Source organism: Paenibacillus sp. FSL M8-0212, assembly GCF_038004645.1.
GTDB lineage: Bacteria > Bacillota > Bacilli > Paenibacillales > Paenibacillaceae > Paenibacillus.
In genome coordinates this window covers 4,346,216-4,371,687 of record NZ_JBBORP010000001.1, presented here as the reverse complement: position 1 = coordinate 4,371,687, position 25,472 = coordinate 4,346,216, and the positions used below count along the sequence as shown (strand labels likewise).

At 44.4% G+C, this 25,472-nt stretch carries 22 protein-coding genes; 10 read left to right on the top strand and 12 right to left on the bottom strand.

Translation table 11 applies throughout. The features are described 5' to 3' along the window. Positions 1-68: 68 nt before the first annotated feature. The 5 genes from MKX68_RS19305 to MKX68_RS19285 form a co-directional block, all read right to left on the bottom strand. A complete protein-coding gene (locus MKX68_RS19305; RefSeq protein ID WP_340913751.1) occupies positions 69-1,958 on the bottom strand; it encodes a beta-glucoside-specific PTS transporter subunit IIABC in 1,890 nt (629 codons plus the stop codon). 128 nt (positions 1,959-2,086) lie between these two features. Continuing rightward, entirely contained in the window at positions 2,087-2,938 is an 852-nt protein-coding gene (gene licT, locus MKX68_RS19300; RefSeq protein WP_036668684.1) for a BglG family transcription antiterminator LicT, read from the bottom strand. 233 nt (positions 2,939-3,171) lie between these two features. Further along, the gene (locus MKX68_RS19295) at positions 3,172-4,596 is read right to left on the bottom strand and encodes a glycoside hydrolase family 1 protein (RefSeq protein ID WP_445671083.1); all 1,425 of its coding nucleotides are present in this window, start codon (positions 4,594-4,596) and stop codon (positions 3,172-3,174) included. A 193-nt stretch (positions 4,597-4,789) separates the two neighbouring features. Further along, positions 4,790-6,247 (bottom strand): glycoside hydrolase family 1 protein, encoded by a 1,458-nt coding sequence (locus MKX68_RS19290; RefSeq protein WP_340913749.1) that lies wholly within the window; start codon positions 6,245-6,247, stop codon positions 4,790-4,792. A 287-nt stretch (positions 6,248-6,534) separates the two neighbouring features. Next, complete coding sequence (locus MKX68_RS19285; protein ID WP_340913747.1) at positions 6,535-6,828, bottom strand: MbcA/ParS/Xre antitoxin family protein; 294 nt, start codon at positions 6,826-6,828, stop codon at positions 6,535-6,537. Positions 6,829-6,975: 147 nt separating this feature from the next. On the opposite strand from MKX68_RS19285, the gene MKX68_RS19280 reads away from it, so the two are divergent. The 3 genes from MKX68_RS19280 to MKX68_RS19270 all read left to right on the top strand — a co-directional run bounded on the left by MKX68_RS19280 (position 6,976) and on the right by MKX68_RS19270 (position 9,724). Continuing rightward, positions 6,976-8,040 carry a suppressor of fused domain protein gene (locus MKX68_RS19280; RefSeq protein WP_340913746.1) on the top strand — a complete coding sequence of 355 codons (1,065 nt, stop codon included), beginning with the start codon at positions 6,976-6,978 and terminating at the stop codon, positions 8,038-8,040. 26 nt (positions 8,041-8,066) lie between these two features. Beyond that, entirely contained in the window at positions 8,067-8,828 is a 762-nt protein-coding gene (locus MKX68_RS19275; protein WP_340913745.1) for a LuxR C-terminal-related transcriptional regulator, read from the top strand. Positions 8,829-8,944: 116 nt separating this feature from the next. Next, positions 8,945-9,724 (top strand): hypothetical protein, encoded by a 780-nt coding sequence (locus MKX68_RS19270; RefSeq protein ID WP_340913744.1) that lies wholly within the window; start codon positions 8,945-8,947, stop codon positions 9,722-9,724. A gap of 111 nt (positions 9,725-9,835) precedes the next feature. Here MKX68_RS19270 and MKX68_RS19265 read toward each other — a convergent pair whose 3' ends face one another. Beyond that, the gene (locus MKX68_RS19265; protein ID WP_340913743.1) at positions 9,836-11,587 is read right to left on the bottom strand and encodes an ABC transporter ATP-binding protein; all 1,752 of its coding nucleotides are present in this window, start codon (positions 11,585-11,587) and stop codon (positions 9,836-9,838) included. A 150-nt stretch (positions 11,588-11,737) separates the two neighbouring features. Between MKX68_RS19265 and MKX68_RS19260 the strand changes: the two genes are divergently transcribed. From MKX68_RS19260 to MKX68_RS19250, 3 genes are all read left to right on the top strand, one after another. Beyond that, entirely contained in the window at positions 11,738-13,180 is a 1,443-nt protein-coding gene (locus MKX68_RS19260; protein WP_340913742.1) for an ABC transporter permease subunit, read from the top strand. 36 nt (positions 13,181-13,216) lie between these two features. Further along, complete coding sequence (locus tag MKX68_RS19255; protein WP_340913741.1) at positions 13,217-14,728, top strand: ABC transporter permease; 1,512 nt, start codon at positions 13,217-13,219, stop codon at positions 14,726-14,728. Positions 14,729-14,802: 74 nt separating this feature from the next. Continuing rightward, complete coding sequence (locus MKX68_RS19250; RefSeq protein WP_340913740.1) at positions 14,803-16,623, top strand: ABC transporter substrate-binding protein; 1,821 nt, start codon at positions 14,803-14,805, stop codon at positions 16,621-16,623. Positions 16,624-16,680: 57 nt separating this feature from the next. Here MKX68_RS19250 and MKX68_RS19245 read toward each other — a convergent pair whose 3' ends face one another. The 3 genes from MKX68_RS19245 to MKX68_RS19235 form a co-directional block, all read right to left on the bottom strand. Further along, complete coding sequence (locus tag MKX68_RS19245; RefSeq protein ID WP_340913739.1) at positions 16,681-17,322, bottom strand: sugar O-acetyltransferase; 642 nt, start codon at positions 17,320-17,322, stop codon at positions 16,681-16,683. 61 nt (positions 17,323-17,383) lie between these two features. Beyond that, a complete protein-coding gene (locus MKX68_RS19240; RefSeq protein WP_340913738.1) occupies positions 17,384-18,367 on the bottom strand; it encodes an ROK family protein in 984 nt (327 codons plus the stop codon). A gap of 572 nt (positions 18,368-18,939) precedes the next feature. Further along, positions 18,940-19,392: a hypothetical protein gene (locus MKX68_RS19235; RefSeq protein WP_340913737.1), complete on the bottom strand. Its 453-nt coding sequence runs from the start codon at positions 19,390-19,392 to the stop codon at positions 18,940-18,942. Between the two features lie 210 nt (positions 19,393-19,602). Here MKX68_RS19235 and MKX68_RS19230 point away from each other — a divergent pair, with 210 nt between their 5' ends. Both MKX68_RS19230 and MKX68_RS19225 read left to right on the top strand, forming a co-directional pair. Continuing rightward, positions 19,603-19,803: a hypothetical protein gene (locus MKX68_RS19230; protein WP_091034774.1), complete on the top strand. Its 201-nt coding sequence runs from the start codon at positions 19,603-19,605 to the stop codon at positions 19,801-19,803. A gap of 189 nt (positions 19,804-19,992) precedes the next feature. After that, positions 19,993-20,493 carry an AAA family ATPase gene (locus tag MKX68_RS19225; RefSeq protein WP_340913736.1) on the top strand — a complete coding sequence of 167 codons (501 nt, stop codon included), beginning with the start codon at positions 19,993-19,995 and terminating at the stop codon, positions 20,491-20,493. Between the two features lie 293 nt (positions 20,494-20,786). On the opposite strand, the gene MKX68_RS19220 is transcribed toward MKX68_RS19225, so the two are convergent. After that, the gene (locus tag MKX68_RS19220) at positions 20,787-21,524 is read right to left on the bottom strand and encodes a cyclase family protein (RefSeq protein ID WP_340913735.1); all 738 of its coding nucleotides are present in this window, start codon (positions 21,522-21,524) and stop codon (positions 20,787-20,789) included. Between the two features lie 199 nt (positions 21,525-21,723). Between MKX68_RS19220 and MKX68_RS19215 the strand changes: the two genes are divergently transcribed. Then, entirely contained in the window at positions 21,724-22,359 is a 636-nt protein-coding gene (locus MKX68_RS19215; RefSeq protein WP_340913734.1) for a type 1 glutamine amidotransferase family protein, read from the top strand. On the opposite strand, the gene MKX68_RS19210 is transcribed toward MKX68_RS19215, so the two are convergent. After that, positions 22,343-23,269 (bottom strand): NADP-dependent oxidoreductase, encoded by a 927-nt coding sequence (locus MKX68_RS19210; protein ID WP_340915450.1) that lies wholly within the window; start codon positions 23,267-23,269, stop codon positions 22,343-22,345. The two genes, MKX68_RS19215 and MKX68_RS19210, sit on opposite strands and share 17 nt — an antisense overlap. Before the next feature lie 210 nt (positions 23,270-23,479). On the opposite strand from MKX68_RS19210, the gene MKX68_RS19205 reads away from it, so the two are divergent. Beyond that, positions 23,480-24,358, top strand: coding sequence for a PhzF family phenazine biosynthesis protein (locus MKX68_RS19205; protein ID WP_340913733.1), 879 nt, complete (start codon positions 23,480-23,482; stop codon positions 24,356-24,358). Positions 24,359-24,427: 69 nt separating this feature from the next. Here MKX68_RS19205 and MKX68_RS19200 read toward each other — a convergent pair whose 3' ends face one another. Beyond that, positions 24,428-25,375: an alpha/beta hydrolase gene (locus MKX68_RS19200; protein ID WP_340913732.1), complete on the bottom strand. Its 948-nt coding sequence runs from the start codon at positions 25,373-25,375 to the stop codon at positions 24,428-24,430. Positions 25,376-25,472 lie beyond the last annotated feature (97 nt).

The window sequence follows — 25,472 nt, the reverse complement described above, 5'->3', positions numbered from 1 at the left end:
ATAAGCAAAAAACAGCAGCTTTACCGGATTACATCCATTCCGGTAAAGCTGCTGTTTCATTTTTATGGTTAAGCTTTAGCTGTAAACAACAAGTCTTTTTCTTTGATCGTCGTGCGACCAGCAGATTCAATGGACTCATACTGGTGCATGTTTGTAATAATGACTGGTGTAATCGTTGTATAACCGGCTTTTTCGATCTGTTCCCGGTCAAACTCCATCAGTACATCACCTACGGCAACCTTCGCACCTGCTTGAACTTTAGGAGAGAAGAATTGACCTTTCAGTTTCACGGTATCAATCCCGATATGAATCAACATCTCTGCGCCTGTATCACTTACCAGACCAATGGCATGTCCACTCTTCGATAACGAGAACACGGTTCCGTTGATCGGAGAAACCACGCGGCCTTCAGATGGTTGAATCGCGAATCCTTTACCCATAATCTCTTCAGAGAACGCAGGGTCTGGCACTTCGCTCAGCGGTTTAACTTCACCTGTGATCGGGCTGAATACTTGCTCATCTTGCGCTTTTGCTTCTTCAGTTACAGCAGCAGAAGTTGTTGCTGCTGGTGCAGCTACTGGCTCCGATGCATTTTCTTCTTGGAAGCCCAAGATATACGTAATGATTGCTGCCGCTACGATGGCAATCAAACCACCAACCAAAGCATAAATCAATGTGCTAATTGCTGGACTGACAAATGCCGCAATACTCGGCAGACCCGCAAGTCCTGTAATAACATACGATTTAACATTGAAGATCCCCATAAATGCACCTGCGATAGCTCCACCGATAAGTGCTGCAATAAATGGTTTTTTGAACTTCATGTTGATACCATACATCGCTGGTTCCGTAATCCCCATAATAGCCGTAAGACCTGTGGAATAGGCCAGGGATTTGGTTTTGCTATTTCTCGATCTGAGACCTACACCAAATGCTGCACCACCTTGTGCCAAGTTAGCTGCAAACATCAGTGGAATAATAAAGTCGTAACCCAGTGTTGTCATTGAACCTACAACGATTGGCAGCAACGCATAGTGCATACCTGTAATGATCAGCAGTGACATCGTACCACCAATCAGAATACTTGCGAAGATGGACATATTGTCGAACAACCATGAAATACCACCAGACAAACCATTACCAAGAACCGTACCCAGTGGTCCAACAGTCATCAACGTCAGTGGAACCATAATTAACAGGGTAACTGTTGGAACAATGAGTAACTTAAGTGAAGCATGTACTACACGATCAACGGCTTTTTCTACATATGAAGCAATCCAAACTGCCAGAACAATCGGAATAACTGTAGAAGAATACGTTGCCGCTATGACTGTAATCCCCATAAAGGATGAGTTGTGACCATCGGCCAGCAATGCTGTAATGGTCGGGTGCATAATACCCGCAGCAAGCGCCGCAGCAATATACATATTACTACCCAGCTTACGTGCAGCACTAATCGCCAGAATGATTGGCAGGAAGTAGAATGCACCGTCACCGATTGCAGACAAAATGATGTAGGTCGAACTGGTATCGGACAACCATCCAACTGCGACAAGGATGGCCACGATCCCTTTGATCATACCTGCACCCGTAATCGCAGGCAGAATTGGTGTAAACATACCTGAGATGAAGTCGAACAGCGCACTTATTGGATTTCTCTTTTTCTTTTCTCCAGTTGAAGCACCGGATGAGGCATTATCTGCGGTTGGTGATTTGGACATGTTGCCAACGAGTGCGTTATACACGATAGGCACATCGTTACCAATGATAACCTGGAACTGTCCACCGTTCTCCATCACGCCCATGACGCCTGGTGTATTTTTTAGCGTCGCTTTGTCCGCTTTTTGGTTGTCATTCAGGTTAAATCTGAGTCTTGTCATACAGTGTGTGACTTGATCGATATTCTCTTCGCCACCAACAAGCTTCAAAATATCCTTGGACAATTGTTGTTTATCCATTGTGTTTTGCTCCTTTTATGTGTAATGAAGGTTAAAAAAAAACCTAAACACTGAATAATGACAAAGCAGAAAAGCTTATCATTATTCAACGTTTAGGTTTTGCCTTTTTAGCAGTAACAATCCCAACTTTATTCAATTGTTTGTTCATTTCTGACAACTCGTTCAATATGAATGGTCAGATACAGTATTTCTTCCTTGGACAACACCCGATTATAAATCTTACGCGTATAGTCACTGATCCTTACTGCACATGCATGTGCTTCCGGATACTGCTTGCTCACCAAGTCATGAAGCGGATTATCTTCTTCTTTATCTTCAATCGCCGTTCCTTGCAACACACGTTGGGCAAAGAACTTCAGATGAGTTAAAAATCGATAATAACTCAATGAATCTTCATCAAGTTCAATCACAAAGCTACGTCTTACGATGTTAAGTATGTCCTTAACAATGTTTGTAATACTGATCGTTTCCCTCATCTCACCGTTCATCTGGGCATTAACCAGATGCATTGCAATGAATGCGCATTCGTCTTCGGGTAGCAGGACCCCTAACGTTTCCTCAATAATCTGTAGCGCCTTGAGTCCAATGGCATATTCCTTCCGGTACATGCGCTTGATCTCCCAGAACAATGCGTTACGGATCTGCAATCCTTGACGATGTCGATCAATGGCAAAATGAATATGATCCGTCAGTGAAATGTAGATGCTCTCATGCAGCTTCTCACCTAACACCGTCTCGGCATAACGGATAATCTCATCCGAGCACTCGACATATTCAACCGGGATATCAGACAGAAGTGTTTTAAGTTTCTGTGATACTTCCTTACTTTCAAGCGAGAATATTTTTTCGACGAGACTCTCGTCAATCGATTCACCAGTATGCTTTTTGAAGGCAATTCCACGTCCCATAACGACCAGTTCGTTTCCTCCCGGATCAATTACGGTAACTACGTTGTTGTTCAGCACCTTCTCAATTTTCATTTCTTCACATCACCTTGCACCGTCAAAGTAGTAAAAGGCAAAACCAAAGCAGGTCACGAAATATGCCCCGCTTCTGGTTTTGCCTGATTGAACAGTAACAATCCAGTATTCATTAGCCTTAGGCCCATCTTACCATATAATTATCCATATGACAATGTTTTTGTGAAAGCGGTTAATGTGCGTTAATGTGACATAAGAAGGTACTTGTACAACTATGCTTGAAGAACTAGTATTTACTCGTTGTTGTTCTTAAGACTTGCGCCATTTGTACTAATAACTTCCTTGTACCAATGGAATGATTTTTTCTTATAACGATCCAATGTTCCTGAACCGTCATTGTTGCGGTCTACATAGATGAAACCATAACGTTTCTTCATCTCTGCTGTTGAAGCACTTACCAGGTCAATACAGCCCCATGACGTATAACCCATCACTTCTACGCCATCCTCAAGAGCTTCGCCCACCTGTACCAGATGGTCATTCAAGTATTGAATACGGTAATCATCGTTCACCGTTTTATTGCCATTTTCGTCGGTAATCAGCTCATCGACTGCACCCAGACCATTTTCGACAATAAACAATGGTTTTTGATAACGGTCCCAGTATTTGTTCAGGGTTACGCGCAGTCCTTGCGGATCGATCTGCCAGCCCCACTCACTCGCTTTGAGGTAAGGGTTTTGTACACCCGCGAACAAGTTTCCTTTTCCTTCGATACGTTTCTCGGGATCACCTGTCTCACAGATACTTACATAATAACTGAACGAGATAAAGTCTACGGTATGCTTCAGAATTTCAGCATCGCCGTCTTCAAACTTGATATTGATATTATTCGCTTTGAAATAACGATCAATGTATTTCGGATAATAACCACGTGCATGGATATCAGCAAAGATATCATTGCGCTGTTCCGCATGCATCGCTGCAACCACATCATCCGGGTTCGGAGTCAACGGATACGTAGGCATGCTCAGTACCATACAACCGATTTTGGCTTCAGGCATAATTTCATGACCCAGTTTCACAGCTAACGCACTGGCTACCAATTCATGATGGATCGCTTGGTACAGATCCTGTTTGGACAGTTCTGCTTTTGGCGTATAGATGCCGCCGCTCATGAATGGCTCCTCCAGGATGGAGTTGATCTCATTGAATGTCAGCCAGTATTTTACTTTGCCTTTGAAACGGTTAAACAGCACTGTTACATAACGCTCGTAGAAATCGATCATTTTGCGGTTAACCCAGCCATCATACGTTTTGGACAAATGCAGCGGTGTCTCATAGTGAGAGATCGTTACGAGTGGTTCAATGCCGTATTTGTGGCACTCATCGAACAGGTCATCATAGAATTGCAGACCTTTCTCGTTTGGCTCCAGTTCATCGCCTTTAGGGAAGATACGGGACCAAGCGATGGATGTACGGAATACTTTGAAGCCCATTTCAGCAAACAATTTAACATCCTCTTTGTAACGGTTGTAGAAATCGATACCGATCAGTTTCAGGTTATCTTCTGTAGGTGCTTCCGTTCTAGGCGTTGTAATCCCGTGTGGCATTACATCTTGAACAGACAGACCTTTGCCATCTGTATTATAAGCTCCTTCAAGTTGGTTGGCTGCTACAGCGCCGCCCCATAGGAAGTCTTTCGGAAATGGTGTAGTCATATCAATCATTCCTCTCTAATCAACGATATTTTCATTCTTTGTCTAAATGCACTACTCTATCCTTTGCCGACATGAAAAAGCGGACAATCTCCAACTAAAAGGGACATCAGGAATATTAGATTCCTTCCATGCCAACTTTCACGTTAGGTTTTGCCCGCTTTTTTATGCGGTAACAATCCTGGAAACGAGAATTCTACAGTTGCTCACCATTGCTGGAGATTACATTTTTGTACCAGTCGAATGAATCCTTTTTGGTACGTTTGAGAGTTCCGTTACCTTCGTCATCCAGATCCACGTAGATGAAACCATAACGTTTGGACATTTCGGAAGTGGACATGCTCACAAGGTCAATCGGGCCCCATGCTGTAAATCCAATCAGATCCACACCATCTTTGATGGCTTCTTTCATTTGTTCGATGTGTTTTTTCAGGTAATCCACTCGATAGGAGTCATGGATAGAACCGTCTTCTTCAACACGGTCATATGCACCCAGACCATTTTCTACGATGAACAATGGTTTCTGGTAACGATCCCAGAAGTTGTTCAGGGTTACACGCAGACCGATCGGATCGATCTCCCAGCCCCAGTCGGATGCTTCCAGATAAGGGTTTTTCACGCCGCCAGTCAGGTTACCCGATGTTTCTTCCTTGTCTGCGGATGCAGATTTGGTTACGGACATGTAGTAACTGAAGGAGATGAAATCAACGGTATTGTTCAGCAAGATCTCATCATCGCCTGCTTCTTTTTGGATCACGATGTCGTTTTCTTCAAAATAACGAGCCATGTAGTTCGGGTATTTACCACGAGCATGCATGTCCGTGAAGAAGAGGTTGATCTGATTCTCGTGTTGAGCCAGACGAACATCTACCGGATTACATGTTGCTGCGTAAGTTTCCATACGAGCAAGCATACAGCCGACTTGGGAACCAGGGATAATTTCGTGTGCAAGCTTCGTTACCAATGCACTTGCTACAAATTGATGATGCAGCGCTTGATATGTTGTTTGCAGCTTGTTGTCCACTTTATCGATCAGAATACCGCCGCCAGTGTACGGGCTGAACAGCATGACGTTAATTTCATTAAACGTCAGCCAGTATTTCACTTTATTTTTATAACGGTTGAATACCGTTTCTGCATATCGAACATAGTGCTGGATTACTTCACGGCCAGCCCAGCCGTTATATTTTTGCGTCAAACCAAGCGGTGTCTCATAGTGAGACAATGTAACGAGCGGCTCGATGCCATATTTCAACAATTCGTCGAATACTTCATCGTAGAATTTCAAGCCTGCTTCATTTGGCTCTTGATCATAACCGTTCGGGAAAATACGTGCCCAGTGAATGGACAAACGGAATACTTTGAAGCCCATTTCAGCGAATAATGCAATATCTTCTCTAAAGTGATGATAGAAATCGATACCAAAACGTTTAGGGAACCGTTCTTCGATTTTGCCGGAGAGGATCTCTTCAATTCGGGAAGAGGAAATTTCCATGGCATGTCCGCCTGTACGCTTCTCTTTAGGAACATGAGCGATCATGTCCGCTGTGGAGAGGCCTTTGCCGTCCTTATCGAATGCACCCTCCAATTGATTGGCAGCTGTAGCGCCGCCCCATAGGAAGTTTTCGGGGAATCCTTTTTTTGCCGTGGTCATGAACAACAACCTCTTTTCGAAATTTATTTTGGTTTTTCCAGGTAAAAAACTATATTCAGAGCAGAAAACAAGAAAAACCTAAACTCAAGGTAAAATAGCACCAAAAAAAGGGGCCTTCATTTCACCATCAGTTTAGGTTTTGCCTGTCTTCACAGTTACAATCCATCAAAAGATGTTATTGCATATTCTGTTGTGTTTGCTCTTGTAATGTAAGCGTAACATATCTATTTTGCAAAATCAACTTCACTAGATCATATGATCGTTCGCACATTCTCACCATCGAAAAATTAACGCGGCATACGCATAATGGCTGCCCTTAATGCCTGCGCTCCTTCCTCCGTCTTCAGGTAAGCAGCGGGACTTTTGTCCCCTAAAGCCGGGATATCTTTCGCCATCCATTCAAAAGCGTACTCCCCCATTTCACACAAAAGCACCCGACTTATATCCGCCGGAATTCCTTGTAATCGCGCACGTTCTACCCACGCGGGGTCCAACTTTTGTCCAAGTTCTTCAAACAGTTTGGAAAATGAGTCCCAGCTTGCCTGATCAAACTCGCTTGAATAAATACCTTTCATACTCATGTAATTTCACTCCCCATATCGCCATTTGTAACCCTGTGGTCCTATTTAACACAATTCATCCTTAAGCCGCTTGAAACCACTTCTGTAACAGGTAGACTTAATTTTAAATGTTTTTCGGGGGAAAGAACAGTCAAGGAGGATTCAATAATGACTCAGAAAGAAAACACATCCGGTTGGGATGCGATTGATCAATCCATGCGTGAATTGTATGGGGAACAAGAGCCAAAACACTACGGCACTGCCCTTCCGTATATGCTCGGAGGTCCCGATCCACTCGATGGCATTAGCGTTTATGAGGTGAACACACCTATGCCTCACTGGCATTTTGTTACCTACGGTTTCTCTGAATTATATGAAAAAGAGATGCAGGATGCATCCAAAAGCGGGTATGGATTCGAACTCACATTTCGTCTTACACGTACTGAAGCAGAGACTGAACCGCCAGCCTGGGCGCTGAATCTGTTACAGAATGTAGGACGTTACGTGTTCACTAGCGGAAATATCTTTCAGCCAGGAGATTACATGGACGCTAATGGTCCCATCTGCCTGGAGTCCGATACTTTGCTGACTGCGCTCTCCTTTATAGAAGACCCGGATCTACCCGCAATCTCTACGCCTAATGGTTCAGTGCAATTTATTCAGATGGTAGGCATTACAGGTCGGGAACTGGAAATGATTCAAAGCTGGAATGCTCGTGGATTCCTGTCTGCCTCCTCCATGTTCATGCCCAAATATGTGACGGATCTGATGAGAAATTCGTACGCAGATATTCCTTCGGTTATACAAGCGGTTGAGGATGGAATTGAACAGGACGGGTCCAGCACAGCGTTTTTATTCATACAACAACTGGGCTGGGAGTCTCCTCGCAAAAAATTGCTGCAAAAAGCGATTCCGGCCAAACTCCAGCTCGGAGCCAAACAAGCTGTATTAGTTGGCACCATCCTTCGTAGCCGAATTTCGAAAGGTGCCTCTCTATCCTTGATCGGACCTGATACTAATATTCTGTTTGAAGCAGGAGAACAACCAGCCGTATTGGAATCGGACAGACAAGTTACCCTGACGGTGAACAAACAAATTGTTGAGGAGCTGGCAAAGAACCTTCGCCCGGTTGAAGGAACATTCGAGATAACTTCATTGGATCATATTATCATTCAGATTGTTAGAACAGAAATCAAGGACCAAGAAGGACACGTCATTCAAACGATTGGATGAGAACTGTGCAGCAAGGAGGAAACAACATGCCTGCCATTACATTTGCCTCACGACACGAAGAGTCCCCGACTTGTTCGCATGCAGCAGGAGCGGCTCCGTTCGACTATTTACCAAAAGCCAGTCTGGACAGGCTACGCAAAATCAATCATTTCCTGATTCATGCATTCCAGAACAGCATCTCGGTTATCCAAGAGAATTTAACGGGCACTTATCTTTTTTTACTAACAGATACCAACGGTGTGCTCCTCTCTATGAATTACAGTTCAGATCTTAAAGATGCAGTAGAACATTCCCCCATTCGTCCGGGCATGTTCTTCACTGCACAGAGCTGTGGTGTAAACGCCATATCTGTAACGATGGAAAGCAACAAGCCTGTACTTCTGCTGCCCGAGCAGCATGAAAGTCCCTATTTTCAAAGCTGGCATTGTTACGCCGCACCTCTGTTCATGGGATCGCAACATGTAGGTTATCTGGATGTGTCCACCATTAATGCCGATATGCAGGGTGAACTGATCGCAATTGCCAAGCTAATTCCAGCGTACATGCAGAACTGTTATCAGAGTCAACAGACTGCTGAACTGTGCGACAAACCGGCGGTGGAGTTCACCGAGCGTCAGTTAACCATCCTGGAGATGATCGCCGGAGGCCTCACGGTAAAAGCCATTGCTTTGAAATTAAAGATCAAGGAATGCACCGTGAATCATCACAAAAAAGTGATTTTCAACAAATTAGGTGTGCAATCCAGCACAGAAGCTGTTTCAATTGCCAGCCGAATGTCTTATGTATAGAAGACCCCTATAGATTCCTATAGGTAGTATATGAGAACGTTTGTGCTACAATTTAGGAAGCAGGCAACATGTAGAGAGAGAAAAACAAACACACACACACATTTCAGGAGGGTAATATGACAATTCCAAAAAAAGCTTCTTTATTCGCCATGCTCATTATGATTATGCTGGTTGCCGCCGCTTGTGGTGACAAGGCAGATAACACAACTGCAACAGAAGAACCTGCCGCGACAGAAACAACGACTGGCACTGATTCCGAAACAGCAAATACGGAAGAGACAGATAACACAGAACCAGCAAGCGAAGAGTCCAAGGAAACGGGTAATTCCCAAGACGTTGAACTGGGCACTACGGAAAAAGGTTCTTACACCAATGACTATTTCGGCGTATCTCTGAAATTCCCGGAAGCTTGGGAGTTCCAGGATGCTGCAGGTATGAATGAGCTGACAAGTGCTTCATCCGAAGCGATTGCTGGTGATGATGAAACAAAGAAAAAACAAATTGAACTGTCTCAGACCAAAACATTGAATCTGCTTATGGCTTCAAAGTACCCATTGGACGGAGGTCAAGTTGGCCCTTCCGCTATGGCCATTGCTGAGAAAGTAAGCTTGTTGCAAGGCATCCGTACAGGTAAAGACTACCTGGAAGCAACCAAAAAATTCATGGTGGATAGCCAGTTCCCTTACGATTATAAGGAAATGACAACGGAAACCATCGGTGGTAAAGAGATGGATCTGATGCAAATCACGATGGATCCAGGTGACGGTTCAACCGTTACTCAAGATTACTATAGTACAATTATTGAAGGATATGCTTTCAACTTCATCTTCACTTACATGGATGATAAGACCAAAGCCGAGATTGATACCATCAAAAAATCGGTTCAATTCAAATAATCGCTTTTGATTACTGCCATTATACGAAGATATAACTCAACCCCGATAACGATCTGTGGAGATCATCGTCGGGGTTCTTTTGTATTTGAAAAAGACTATATCTTGCACTAACTAACTAGATATTGCGACCCAATGTCCATCCGTGACTTCTACCCACTTGGAATGTTCCAGATTATAACGGTCCTCTACTTCAACATTTTCTCTTGTTGTTTCTTTGACAACATGTCTCTTTTTCTTCGCTTCTACCGCTGGGTCAGGCACAGGAATAGCAGACAGCAATGCCTTGGTGTAAGCATGTTGCGGGTTGGAGTAGAGTTCTTCACTCTCAGCCAGCTCCACAATTTTCCCATTATACATGACAGCCACTCGATCACTGATATGTTTAACCATGGACAAGTCATGCGCGATGAAGAGATACGTCAATCCGAGTCGCTGCTGTAACTCTTCAAGCAATTGTACGATCTGAGCCTGTATCGACACATCCAGTGCAGACAACGGCTCATCACATACGATGAATTCAGGTTCCACAGCCAGAGCTCGTGCAATACCGATCCGCTGTCTCTGTCCACCCGAGAATTCATGTGGATAACGCTGCGCATGGGTAGGATCAAGACCCACCATCTCCAGTAGTTCCTCCACCCGCTTCTCCCGCTGAGATGCTGTACCTGCAAGTTGATGAATATCAAGCGCTTCTCCAATGATATCCATAATCCTCATTTTGGGATTCAGAGATGCATAGGGGTCTTGGAAAATAATCTGCATATGTCTGCGCATCGTTTTCATCTCTGAAGCTGACAGACGATTGAGCGGGACTCCTTTAAACAGTACATCTCCACCTGTTGGCTCATGCAACCGCAGAATCGCACGCCCCGTGGTTGATTTTCCGCTGCCGGATTCCCCTACAACGCCGAGTGTCTCTCCTTGACGAATATGGAAACTGATATCATTCACAGCCTTTAAGGTATTGCCTTTCCCCAGATTAAAATGTTGTCTGAGTGATTTCACCTCAAGCAACGGCTGATCATCCTCAAGATCTCTCGGAACCAATGATGCCGGTTTCGGCTTTTTCTTCTGATCCAGACGTGGTAATGCATTCAGAAGTCTAATCGTATACGGATGTTTGGGATTAGCAAAAATCTCTGTCGTAGTCCCGGTTTCCACAATCTGTCCTTCTTTCATAACAACAACCCGATCACACATGCCTGCCACTACGCCCAGATCATGCGTGATCAGAATAATCGATGTACCCAGTTGGTCCTGCATATCTTTCATCAAATTCAGAATCTGAGCTTGAATTGTAACATCCAGTGCGGTTGTCGGCTCATCGGCAATGAGCAATTCAGGACGACAAGCAAGTGCAATACCAATCATGACCCGCTGGCGCATGCCTCCGGAGAATTCGTGCGGATACTGGTTGTAGCGTATTTCGCTGCGAGTTATCCCCACCCGCTCCATCATGGCAATCGCCTGTTTCTTGGCTTCCTTTTTGGACACCTTCTGGTGTTTGATGAGACTCTCGGAGATCTGTTTCCCCACTTTAATGGTCGGATTAAGAGAACTCATCGGGTCTTGAAAGATCATGCCAATATCACGCCCACGGATGCTTTCCATCTCTTTCTGCGTTTTATTGGCCAAGTCGACCCCTTTAAAAAGAATCTCTCCATTTTTCATCTGCGAAGGCGGCGATGCAAGCAGCCTCATAATGGAACGTGCGGTTACACTTTTTCCGCTGCCCGATTCTCCTACAATGCCCAATGTCTCGCCTTTGCGCACTTCAAAACTTACTTCTCGCACTGCCTGAAACTCACTCTCTCCTGAGTGAAAAGAGACAGATAAATCATTAACTTTCAATAAAGGTTCCATGTTATCACCAGCTCTCATCCGTTTTTCACATTCACTCATCTCATATGTATACCATTTAATTCCTTGACAATTGTTTAGACCCTAAATAATATATACTATATCAATCGGAATAATGCAATTTAAACCTGAATGAAAGGAGGCACGCTTGGTTTGAATCTTGCAGAAGGCAGCAGACTCTCGCGGTTGGTGCACAATTTAAGTTTTATTTATGGCAAAATGCTGCTTCATCCTTCCTACCGATATGTTCTGTTCATTCTTGGATTACCGATCAATCTGGTCGTGTTTCTAATATGGCGTTCGAATCGAAAAAATGACGGCTGGGTAGCTGCCAGGCAGACGGCTGAGCAAGAACTGCTTGCTTCTTCCTACCGGAACAAGCTGAAGTTGGAAGTGGAAGAACAGCTGCGTCGCAAACACCGTTTTTTCCAGGAACAGGTCAGTGAGGAAGAATTCAGACGTCAGACCGAGGAATGGTTGGAAGAAACGGTTCAGAAAGAGTTGAAGGAGCGGACTTCTCGTATACTTCAGGAACAGGGAAGTCAACGTCTTACGATGGCCGATACATTCCACACCCTTATAGACAAACCATGGTTTTTCGCGATATCCATTATTCCTGGCTGTCTGATGTATGGCATCCTCTTTTTGTATGGAAATCCTTATCTAAAGTACATATTTGAAAGAATACTGATGACGGTATTTGTCATTCTGGGCGTAGCCACACTCGTATTTACGATTTTGTATATGTCTCCGTTCAACCCGGCAGCTAACATTCTCGGAGAGACAGCAACGCAGGAACAGATTGCAGCATTCAATCAGGTGTATGGCTTGGATCAGCCTTATCTTACACAGCTCTGGAACAATATCAAGGGCGTTGCCTTCTTCGATCTTGGCAAGTCTTTTGCAGGAAATGAAGACGTAACAGCAACGATTGCAAGAAAGTTTCCAATTACATTGACGCTGGCGGTCATCTCCCTGCTGTTAGCACTTATCATTGCATTACCCATCGGTATTATCTCAGCGATTAAGCCTAATTCATGGTTCGATTATACGTTTATGTTTATCGCTCTGATTGGATTATCAATCCCGAATTTCTGGCAAGGACTTATTTTCATTCTGAACTTTTCGATTAAATTACAGTGGCTTCCCGCCACCTTCAACCCGCAGAACTGGCTGTCGATCATTATGCCAACCATTGTGCTGGGCACAGGACTTACGGCTGCGGTGGCACGGATGACCCGGTCTTCTACACTGGAAGTCATTCATGAGGATTATGTGATGACCGCCCGCGCCAAGGGGTTAAGCGAACGTCAGGTCATGCTGAAACACGCTGTACGTAATGCATTGATTCCAATTGTAACTGTGGTTGGACTTCAATTCGGAGCCATGCTTGGCGGGGCAGCAGTGACGGAGAAAGTGTTTAATATCAGCGGTCTCGGCAGCTACATTGTGGATAAACAATTTATCCCCGATATTCCGAGTATCATGGGCGGAGTAATCTACACAGCCATTACAATCTCCATTATCAATGTAGCGGTTGATCTGCTGTACGCTTTTATTGATCCAAGAGTACGCTCCAAGATGAAACAATATTAAAGTGTGTGTTGAACTACCTCTTAAAGCAGGTGTATTATGACAAACTCGTCCTTAACACAAGAAATGCGTTTCCGACTTAAGTCTTCTCGAGAATACAGTCAGGCAAGCTTCGCCTGGATCACGTCCCTACTCTTGACTGCCTTGTTGCTGTTCAACAGTTATGACTGGAGCGGGCAGACGTTCAAACCATTTCTGCTAACGATACTTGGGATCTATGTATTCTTCACACTGGTCCAAAGTGTCATCACCCTTCGGATTCGAAAAGACTTGATCCGTACCGGTACGGTCTCTGTTCTAACTCGCAGGTTAGCTTGGGTTCAGCTACTTGCCATCATTTCAGGCAATATATTTATCGTAACGGCAGCCTTTCATCTGATTCGAAAAGCGAGGAATGTGGAGTATACCTTTGCGGTGTATATGCTGTTAACTCAGCTGTTCGTCATCGGTGTATCCGCGTTAAATGTTTTCAAACCCTATGTGGCTGACAACTTTCTGCCAGCCATGGCGGTGCTCATATTTATGCTGGTCATCGACCTGATCGTACTGATTATCGTATCCCGATATAACGCGACCTCTATCCTCCCTCGCTGGATGATCGGTGTCAGTGGAGTACTGATTCTGACCTCGATCACTGGTAATGTATTTGCACTATTGCTCGGCATTTCCATCATTGGACGCATTCGCAGACAGGGGAAACAAAAATCAAACTTTTGGAACGATCTGTGGGAGCGCCTTGCTCCGAATATGACTGCCATGTCCGGTTTGTTTTTTATCATTTTTCTGTTCTCGATATCGATCTGCAGCTTTTTTACCTTTGACTACAGCATGGCTGTGGAAAATAACTACTCGGCTCTGCTTCAACCCCCTTCCCTCGCGTATCCCTTGGGAACGGATGACTTCGGACGATGTCTATTTTCCCGGATTGTATTTGGTGCCCGGATCTCCTTAATCGTAGGTTGCATGTCGACCATCATTCCTGTATTGATCGGCGGAGTCCTCGGAGCATTCTCCGGTTTCTACGGAAGGCATACGGATAACATCATCATGCGGCTGCTGGATATTCTCTATGCCATTCCGGGAATTCTGCTCGCCATTGCCATTATTGCGGCGTTTGGAGCCAATACGGTCAATCTCATTCTGGCGCTGAGTCTGGGTTCAATTCCAACTTACGCCCGTACGATGAGAGCCAGTGTGCTCTATGTATCCACTTTTGAATTTGTGGAAGCTGCACGTGCACTGGGGTACAACAATCGTACGATTATTTTCAAACACATTATTCCCAACTCCCTTGCGCCCATGATTATCAAGTCCACACTCACGATTGGTGGAGCTGTTATCGCTACCAGCAGCTTGAGTTATCTGGGACTCGGCGTGGAGCCGCATATTCCGGAATGGGGTAACATTCTGAAGCTCGGCAGTACATACCTGGAGACCCACTCTTATCTGGCGATTTATCCAGGGTTGGCTATTATTCTGCTGGTTCTTTCGTTTAACTTCCTCGGTGATGGTCTGCGTGATGCGCTTGATCCCAAGCTGGAGAAGGCCTAAATGATTTGTTGAAATGAATGATATAGAAAAAAAGAATTCACACATCACACATTCAAGATATGGAGGGTAATCCCATGAAAAAACGTACACTGATCTCATTGCTATTAATTCTCGTCATTGTGATTTCCGGCTGCAGTGTAAAAACAAAAACCGAATCCCAGGCGGAGACCGCACCAGCGGATACAACAGAAACTGCACAAAAACCGGCTGACATTGAACTGCTCGCCATGAGTTCTTCCGAAAATGATGTAAACATTGTCCGCGACCAGCTGACCAAAAACGGCTTCAATGTGAAGCTGAACCTGCAGCCGGATTACGGCAGCTTCAAATCTCAGCAGGATGCAGGGAATTATGACATTGCCTTGTCCAGCTGGACAACGGTAACGGGAAATCCCGATTATGCGGTACGTTCCCTTTTCAAAACAGGTGGAGATTACAGTATCCTTGCAGATGCGGAACTCGATAAACTCATCGATCAGGCAGCTACTCAAACTCCAGATGAGTACAAAGACACGTACAAACAATTGGAAGATCGCTTGGTAACGGATCAGGCGTATATCGCACCTTTGTACATTTCCCTGAAAAGTCAGGCTGTGAACAAAGACATTCTGAATGTCGACACCGTTCGTCTCTCCAAATCCCGAGCCATGGCTTGGGAACCGATTGAGTTCAAGGACAGCTCCAAAAATGCCAAAGATCCGTTGATTCTGACGCAAAGTGCATCCGTACTGACTTCCCTTGATCCCATCAAAGGAAACGACGGTTCCATTAACCAGTTGAACACCAATATGTATGTACGTCTCGTTAACTTGACAGATGACGATCAGCTGACAGCAGAAGGATCACTGTCCCATAATTTCAGTATTGCTGAAGGTAATTCGGACTACTACTTCATTCTCAGAGACGATATCAACTTTGCGAAGATTGATAACAAAAAAGCTGTAGATACAGGAGAACGTGTCGGTGCAGATGATGTGATCTTCTCCCTGGATCGCGCTAAAAACAAAGATTCCGTTCCGGATCACCGGACATACAGTCTGCATGAACACATCAAAGAAGCTGAGGTTGTAACGGATCTGAGTGCATTGCAAAACGTTAAACAATCCAGTGGCAACGGCACAATCCTCGAAGCATTGGAACAAGGACTGGGCAGCAAAATTACCGAACTTGTGACTGACAAAACCAAAGCAGATAATAGTGCAGGTAAATATCAGGTCGTTAAACTGACAACAACTGAACCTTTCCCGCAAGTACTAAACTATCTGGCTCACCAATCTGCGGGTATCGTGTCCAAAAAACAGGTGGAGAGCATCAACACATATGATGTTGCTTCATTTGACGTCAACAAAGATATTCCTTACGGTGATCAGAACACGGTGACTGAAGGCGCAGCATACAATAACACCCTTTATACTAGCGGACCTTATATTTTGTCATATAAAAATGACTATGAAGGTGTATTCTTAAAAAATCCGGGATACCGCAAAGGCACTGAATATGCACCAAAAATTGCTCAGGTCAATGTCCGGTTCATCGCGGATGCAGACAGCGCCCTCTCTGCTCTTCGCAGCAGTGAAATTCACTTATACTACGGTGTACCTGAAACCAAGTATGACATCATCGAAAATGACAATAAGCTGAAACTGCAAAGCATTCCAAGTAACGCCGTTTCTTATCTCTTGTTTAACACAGCCAATCGTGATGTTGCCAAGAGCAGCGACTTGAGAAAAGCCGTACTGTACTCCATTAATCAGGATGAGATTTTGAGTTTCTACAAAAACAACAAACTCAAAGCATACTCTACAGTAAGCCCGCTCGTTCAGACCGGGAATGAATTAAAAGCTGATCCTGCAAAAGTAAAAGAATTCTTGAGTAACTACAACGCCTCCAAGTAAACGAATACCAAAAAGGCTGTCACTGGATCATCTACCGATCCTGGTGACAGCCTTTTGTTATTCTTCCAGCACACGGCAATCTGCCAGAACATCGGGATAATTTCGCATGCTGTCCGCATCAGTAATTTTGCGAATAACTTTGCACGGTACGCCTGCTGCAAATGAATGTGGTGGAATATCACGAGTCACGACACTCCCTGCTCCAATGACACATCCGTCTCCAATGGTTACGCCCCCGCACACTGTGACGTTTGCCGAGATCCATACATCGCTACCAATCGTGACAGGTTTGGCATAACATAGTGATTTCACATCACCGTTCTGGTCCACCATCTGTCTCCGCTCGCTGGCAATCATGGGGTGAACGGGGGTAACAATCGTAACGTTGGGTCCAAAACTGGTATAATCCCCGATTGTCACTTGTGCATCATCTTGTATCGTCAGATTGTAATTACCGAAGAAGTGATCGCCTATCCGGGTATGCACACCATAATGAAAGAAGATGGGGCCTTGCATAAATCCACCTTCACCGATCTGCCCCAGTAGCTCTTGCAATATCTGATTCCTTTCCTCAGTCTGTTCTTCAAAGGTCTGACTGTAACGCTGACTGAGATTATGGGCCTGTTTTTTGATGCTCTTTAATTCCGGATCACTTGGACTGAACAATACGCCCTTCATGATTCTCTCTTCTTCACGCATCATGAAACCTCCTCTACAAGAGTTAGCTTATCAAATAAAAGCCACAGACATGGCCTGTGGGTTATAAGGCTTCTGATAGAATGCCTGACTTCAACGCCTGAAGCACCATTCCTCGTAACCCAGCATCAAAATCATGTTGAAACGAGTCCTGATGTACGATCTCGGGCAACGATGGCATGGGATGATCCCCCCCGTACTTTTGCCACGCCAAATCCAGTTCTTCTCTCTCCACACGTTCCTGATAAATGACAATCTGGTGCGGGGCAACGACGGCATTAATCGTTTGCAGAATATGACATACCTGCACTACAAAATCATCTTTGCTCATGTCACGGTGCCAATCAGGTGAATAAGGAAGATACTTGATCTCACCAAACATCCCGTTTTTCCCACGGATCATCTGTCCATTCAACATCATGCCCATACCCGGCGGGTATCGGTTCGGAAAATAAATTCCTGCTACACTCTGTTCCTTCATATCCGCATGCTGTGTACAGTATCCGCTAATCGCTGCATTAACATCATTCTCCACGAGAACGTTCAGTTGGAACTCGCTCTCGATCTCCCGTATCAGATGTGAATGGATAAGCTCTTCATGACTGCTCACCGTGATATCCCCATCCACGGCTTGCCCCGGAATACCGATGCCGATCATATCAATGGAGGGATACTCCGTAATGAAACGCGCGATAAGTTGCAGCATATGCTGTTTATCAAAAGCAGGCAAGATGCTCTCTTCCTTCAGCACAACCTTATTCTCCAGATTCATGACCGTTGCCGAAATCAATTCCTGGCCTTTCATCTCTTTGATGTAAAGCACCAAAGCAAGCTTAAAGTTATAATTATATCGATATGCCTGAGCAGGACGACCGCCGTTAGAGGGAACCACTTTATCTTGGAACAACTCTCCGCCATCACATAATTCCTGAATCAGCGCATTAATGGTAACAACACTAAGATTGGTTAGTGAAGCTAATTGCGGTTTGGTCGCCGTCTCAATCTGCTGCATGACTTCACGCACATTATTCAAATTGATGTATTTCATCATTGTAGCGTTGGCTTTTTTCATAACCCTCTCGTTTCTACTCTGGTTCAATTGAGCCAAAGCAATGGTATGTATGTCATTTCACCCCATATCATAACATAATGCCTTACTCGAACACATGAGTTCCATCGTGCTGGCAATGGATCGAAATCGGCAGAGCTTCTTTGTTCACTCAAACAAATCATCCATTGACTTCACAGGTTTCACTTCAATTGGTTGCTTTGACAAGACCATACTGGCATAGGTACCTGCCCAAATTATAACTGCCATAATAACGTATACCATCCATATTTACCTCCCTGTTTCATACGGATTATGATTTTGCGATACTCATCACCTGTGATTAATTAATTAATTAATAAATACACTTTATAAAGTGTATTACGTAAGTATGCGAGGATAATAGTTCTTTGTCAATATGATTTAGATTTATCCGAGCCCTTTTCAGTCCAAGGAACATGTGGACAACATGACTACAACAACACGTATCATCTCGATGCCCATAAAAAATAGCTGCCAAAAGAATCATTTAACGAATCTTTCGGCAGCCGTTTGTTCAATATACAAGCAGTTTATTTTGAATAGACTCGCTGTACAGCAGGCAATAAGGTCACAACTTGAATACCCACTCCCCATGCAAAATAGACCAAGTGAATAATAGAGACATCCTGAATCCAGTACACTTGTGCCATAATCCAGATGATGAGTGCAAACCCCGTGTACAAGGAAAAAGTCCAAGCCCAGTAGCGGTCAGGATAGAGATTCAGTCTCTCACCCATCCCCCAATGAACGTAGCGGATGAGCGAAATAGCAATCATTGTAGGCATAACGCCAAGAACCAGCAATAGGATGATCCCCGGGAACAAAAAACTGGAAAACGGGGAATTCCCCAACAAAGATGCGGGCAAATTCACCATACTTCCGGATGGGTCTATGATTAAAATGACGCCTCCAACAATCGCCCCAATTCCCAGCATTCCATGCATCAAAATGAGTAACCACGATCTGCCTATACGCTGCTTCATCATGAATTGCTCCTTCCGTTCCCTCGTTTCTCAACTTCATATATGGAGGATTATGCTTAAACCCTCTAATACCATTCTCACACATGCCGCGCATTGTTCCTGTGCTTCTTTTCACTAAATTGATCTCGAAAATCATACGTAATGGAAAAACTTGATAAAAGAACGTACGTTCGGTATAATGAAATTATCCTGAATAAGCGAGAGGCAGATATGGACGACAAATTTATTAAGGAATTACGCGAGATTAGTCGGGATGACAGACGAAGATCGGAATTTATGATTCAAGGTTTGAAGGAAACACTGCAAGAACGCAAAGAAGAAGGCTTACTCAAACGCTGGATACGGCGTAAGAAAACAGAGAAAAAAATCTCTCAAAGATTTAATCAAGATCCTCACTCGGATCAAAAGTAACATCATAAAAAGGAGGCGGAATACGCCTCCCTTGCTATTTACATAAGTGAATTATTTAGACTTTGTTAGTTGTGACTCAACCCATAAGTTTGCCATAATACACATTTATCTTTCCAATAGGTCACATACTAGCAGGACTTGGTTCCTGATAAGCTAACTTACCTGACTTTCTTATAAAGGGGTGAAAATATGACAAATACTTCGGGCTCAATATCAAAAAAGAAGGCGATAATTCTGGTGACAGGAATGTCGGGTACAGGTAAATCAACGGTTCTGGGCGAACTTGCTCATAGAGGTCATAGAGTTATCGACACCGATTATGATGGTTGGAGCGAGAATGTGGATGGTTCTGGGTGGTTATGGAACGAGAATCGAATTGATGAGCTGCTCACTGAACATAGCGAAGGTACTTTATTCATTTCGGGTTGTGTATCAAATCAGGGGAAGTTTTACCCGATGTTCGATGCAGTAGTGTTGTTAAGTACCCCCCTCGAAGTAATCCTTGAACGTATAGCTTCCCGTAAGACGAACGATTATGGAAAAACTGTCGATCAACGTGAAGAAATTAAACAAAACGTCGCTAGTGTTGAGCCTCTCTTACGTGCTGGAGCTACTGTTGAGATCGACACCAGGAAGCCGCTGGATGAAGTTATAACCGAGCTTGAGCTCATTGCCAACTCCACTAGCTGATCACTTCTTCACACTGTACAAAACCGCCCAGTTCGACCAATTTAAGTACCTTGTTAAACTAAGCATCCAATCACAATGATCGGCTGCTTTCTTTGTTTTATTGAGCTAACGTTCCCCGTTAGCCCAATGAGTATCCTCCATTTAGTCGTTCAAAACTCATCGATCAACGAGATACCTTTAGTAATCCTCATTATACTATCTTGCAAGAAATCGCGGGTCCAGTCATCTGGTTTGATTAAATCCCAGCTCCGATGCATACCGACAACCACGATGAGTTTTTGATCTACCCCGATTTAAGGCAAAATGGCAAAAGACCGGACTGGAAAACCGGATGCTTTCTCCGCCTTCGGTACAATATTGAAAATAACAGCGCCTTTAGCCGGCACTTGATCCAGGTTTGTTAACAGCTCGACCTGGTATGTATCCTGGGCAAGTACATAATATTCTGCCAGAAGTGCTCCATTCTTCTGATAATCCACCGCTGAATCCGTGTCAAAAGTTTCATGACCGATCGCTTGTATTTTTCTTTCCTCGAATAAAAACATGAGCGCGCTAACCGACCAGCCGGGTGCATGACTGTTGCCCTCCGCATCCTTGTTATCAAATGTTTCATGGTTAGGCCAGCGTTTGCTCCAATCGGTACGTAAGGCTACAAAGCTTCCAGCTTCAATCACGCCATGCTCTCTTTCAAATGTAAGAATATGCTCCACATCCAGTGTAAAGTCCGGATTATTCTGCACTTCAGCGGACTGGTCAATGACCACAAGCGGGAGCACAAGCTCCTTCAAACCTAGTTCATCCAGATACCGGGTATCCCGAACGAAGTGGATCGGCGCATCAAGATGTGTCCCGTATTGACCCGGGAAATTGAAGCTCTGGGCAAAGAAACCTTGATCGTGATCAAACAGGGTATCGAATTGTGCTGCCTCAAAAGCTGAAAAATGCGGAGAGTCCGGTCCAAACGTATGGGTCAGATCTACCCATTTCTTTTCTTTTAACAATTGAATGGCTTGAATGAGTTCGTTGGACATCCTTATCACCTCATGCACAAAATGGAATAAATTTCTCCTATTATATCTTATTCCACTGCAATTGGGGAGCAGTCCCTATATTAGTTCTTAGGGCTATAAATTTCAAATTTTAAAACTTCACTGACCGTAGTTGTCAGTGAAGTTTATTTATAATACAAGAGTAATCCATTCAATCATGAAAACAAAAGGAGCATGTATGATGCAAACGAAGAACGTATATCTATATGTATTTGATACGATGTCAGACTGGGAGGTAGGATATCTAACTGCTGAATTGAACTCGGGAAGGTATTTCAGGAAAGAGATCAAGCCTTTACAGGTCGTAACCGTAGGCGTGGATAAACATCCGGTAACTACCATGGGAGGATTGAACATCCTTCCTCATATTTCTATTGATGAATGTACATTGAACGGTGACGATGTCATCATTCTTCCGGGAGGAAACACCTGGATGGACACCATCCATGATCCTTTATTAAAAAAAGTTACTGACGCTATAGAAAAAGGTACGGTTATTGCGGCAATTTGTGGTGCCACGGTTGGACTTGCAAAGACGGGATTACTGCACTCCATACAGCATACAAGCAATGATTTAGATTACTTGAAGATGATATGCCCAGATTATACGGGAGAAACATATTATCAAACGGAGCCAGCAGTAACCGATGGAAATGTAGTTACTGCAACTGGAATAGCTCCGTTAGAATTTACTATGCATGTACTGAAAAAGCTGGATGTCTTTGCACCAGAAACCTTACAGACCTGGTACAATCTATATCAGACTCATGAGTCCACATACTTCTACGAGTTAATGAATTCTATTGCACCTGAATAACCAGTTTCCCGCGGGTATGATGGGTTTCACTCTTCTCATGTGCTTCCCTTACTCCCTGTTGAGTTAGCGGGTACGTTCCATCAATAACCGATTTGAGCTTGCCTTCCGCAGCCAGTTCAGCCAACTGATCCAGTTGATCCCCTTTGGGCTCCATCATGAAGACATTGGCCGTTACTCCAGCTTCCTTGGCAAGTTTCTCATCCGGTTGTTCCACCAAGGATACCAGATGCCCGCCGGACTTCAACACCTTGAAGCTGTCGCGCTGAATATCACCGCCCATGGTGTCCAGTACAACATCATAACCGGAGAGAATCTCCGAGAAATCTTCTTTTTTATAGTTGATAAAATGATCCACTCCCAACGAGCGAAGTAACCCTTCGTTTGAATCACTCGCCGTAGAAGCCACTTCAGCGCCGAGGGACTTGGCAATCTGAATCGCATACGTTCCCACACCACCTGCACCAGCATGGATGAGTACCTTCTGCCCTTTGGCTAAACGTCCATGATCCACTAGGGCCTGCCAAGCCGTCATCGCAGCCAGCGGGATAGCTGCTGCTTCCTCAAAGCTTAATTTCTCCGGTATACGGGCAATAATGTCTGCATCGACGGCAACATATTCTGCATAGGTTCCGAATTGACGCGGACGTGCAAATACCCGATCTCCTTCTCTGAACCGCGTGACATTCGAGCCTGCTTCAGCCACAGTACCTGCAACATCGCCGCCCAGAATCAAGGGAAAATTCTCCGCTGCTTCTTTCATATAACCTTGTCTGATTTTGAAATCCACCGGATTAACCGACGTGGCATGTGTTCGGATCAGCACCTGATTGACTCCACACGCTGGCTTGGCTACTTCTTGTTCCTTCAATTGTTCCGCTCCACCAAATTCCTCAATCACAATTGCTTTCATTAGAGATCCCAGCCTTTCCATTGGATTAACGTTATGCTCTCTCTCCTTTCATTACCCTTTTCCCGCGGTCACTTGACCTATTCATTCCAAAAATCATAGCAATCTGGGATTCACGATCCAGTTCAACAATCGTGATATAATGTCGATTATCGATTATGTTAAATCTTAATCCAATACTGAATCCAATACTTGAACAAGCGAGGTAACGATATGGAAGTTGAAGTAAGTACATTACATGCATTTTCGGACAAGGCTCTTGGCGGAAACCCCGCAGGTGTTGTTTTACAAGCTACGCATTTGTCTGATTCCCAGATGCAGGAGGTTGCCCGACAAGTCGGGTTTTCAGAGACTGCATTTGTAATGCCATCGGATCAGGCTGATTTCAAAGTGCGTTTCTTCACTCCAAGTGATGAAGTCGATCTCTGTGGGCATGCCACGATTGCTTTATTTTATCTAATGAAGACACAGCAGCTCGTTGATGTTGGTACATACACATTGGAGACACTGGCGGGAATTCTTAAAGTCGTTATCGAAGTCAATGGAGAAGTCTATCTGTCACAGACATTGCCAGAGTTTGGGGAGATCGTGGACCGTCAGCAGATTGCTGACTCATTACGCATTACTATGGAGGATTTACATTCCGAACTACCTGTACAGATTGTGTCTACCGGGTTACCCGATATCATGATAGCTGTTAAAAATGTTGATGTTCTAACCAAAATCGATCCTGACTTCCAGCGTATCGCTGAAATAAGCAAGACTCATCATGCCATAGGTTATCACGTGTTTACACTCGAATCAGATGCTGAGGACGTCCTGGCAGAATGCCGTAATTTTGCACCGCTTTATGATATACCGGAAGAGAGCGCGACGGGCACATCCAATGGTGCCATGCTCTGTTATTTATCCCAGTACAACCAGCTTACAGATCCTCATCTTCACACGTACATGATCAGACAAGGGTATATCATGAACCGCCCCTCTGAGATCCGAGCCAGATTAACTTTGGACAGCTCTAATGAAATCACACAGATTCAGGTTGGTGGTAGCGCAATTCATATCAAAAACATTCAAATTCACCTCCCTTAATGGGAGGTGTTTTCCGTACTAAGGATATGTAAACTATCTTATGCGAAGCAGTGTAGTAGCCTGTGGTCATCATTGAATTTGTTGTAAAAATAATAGTACCGCTACCTCCAACTGGTTCAGTCCTGGCTGCTCTATAGGAAAATGGCCTGCCCCTTCCAAGATCACACATTCCTTGTCCACCACCAGACGATCAAAAAAAGATTGGCTGAACCTGATTGGTGTCATGGGGTCCAGTTCAGGGTGAACCAACAGGACCGGACACTGGTTGAACTGTTCCGGGCTTACCTCCGGCTCCTTATTAAGGAACGTTCTTAACAGTTCCAACGGAATACGTGTGGCTGCCGCTTGTGGATCATTCATAATAAGCCGGGTTAATTCCTTGTTATTGGTAATCAGTTGCATCCGGGATACCTGCTTGACCGAAATACGTACATGATCCAGCAGACCTGGGAACAGATCCATCATCCGTTTTCCCGCCCGGCTTACTAGACGATTCGGCGCAAGCTGGTCACGCATTTCCGGATTACTCGTGTCTACAAATGTAGTTACGATCAAACCCTTAACACGCTTGCTGCGTGCACTGGTATGATAGGCAAGCATACCTCCGATGCTACTTCCCAATACAACGATTGGCTTGCCATCTTTTTTGTGTTCCCGTTCGATGAGTGACACAAGTAGCTCTATCCAAAGTTCGTAGTTAATACGTGTACCAGACATTGCGTAACTTAACCCATACGGCGGAAGATCTGGCGATACCACCTCGTATCCATGTCGCTGCAACATGCGGGCATACGGAGCGAGCAACCTGCCATTGCCCCCCGCACCATGAATGAACAGAATTTTGATTGAAGACTCCGACGCAGGCAAGCGATCGATATGCAGATGAACCCCATTTGACTCCCACCATTCTTCCTCAGGAGCTGTATGCTCTCCTAACCTCACTTCTTCCGGGAAAAAGGCCTGATACTGTTTCCAATAGGGATGTGTTGTCTGATATGAAGGCAAACTTTTTTTCATACGGTACATTCTCCTCTTTTCGTATACAAAAAAAAGCCGTACAGTGTACGACTTTTCGTTAAGAATACGTCTATGACCATACTTCTTTTTATAACAC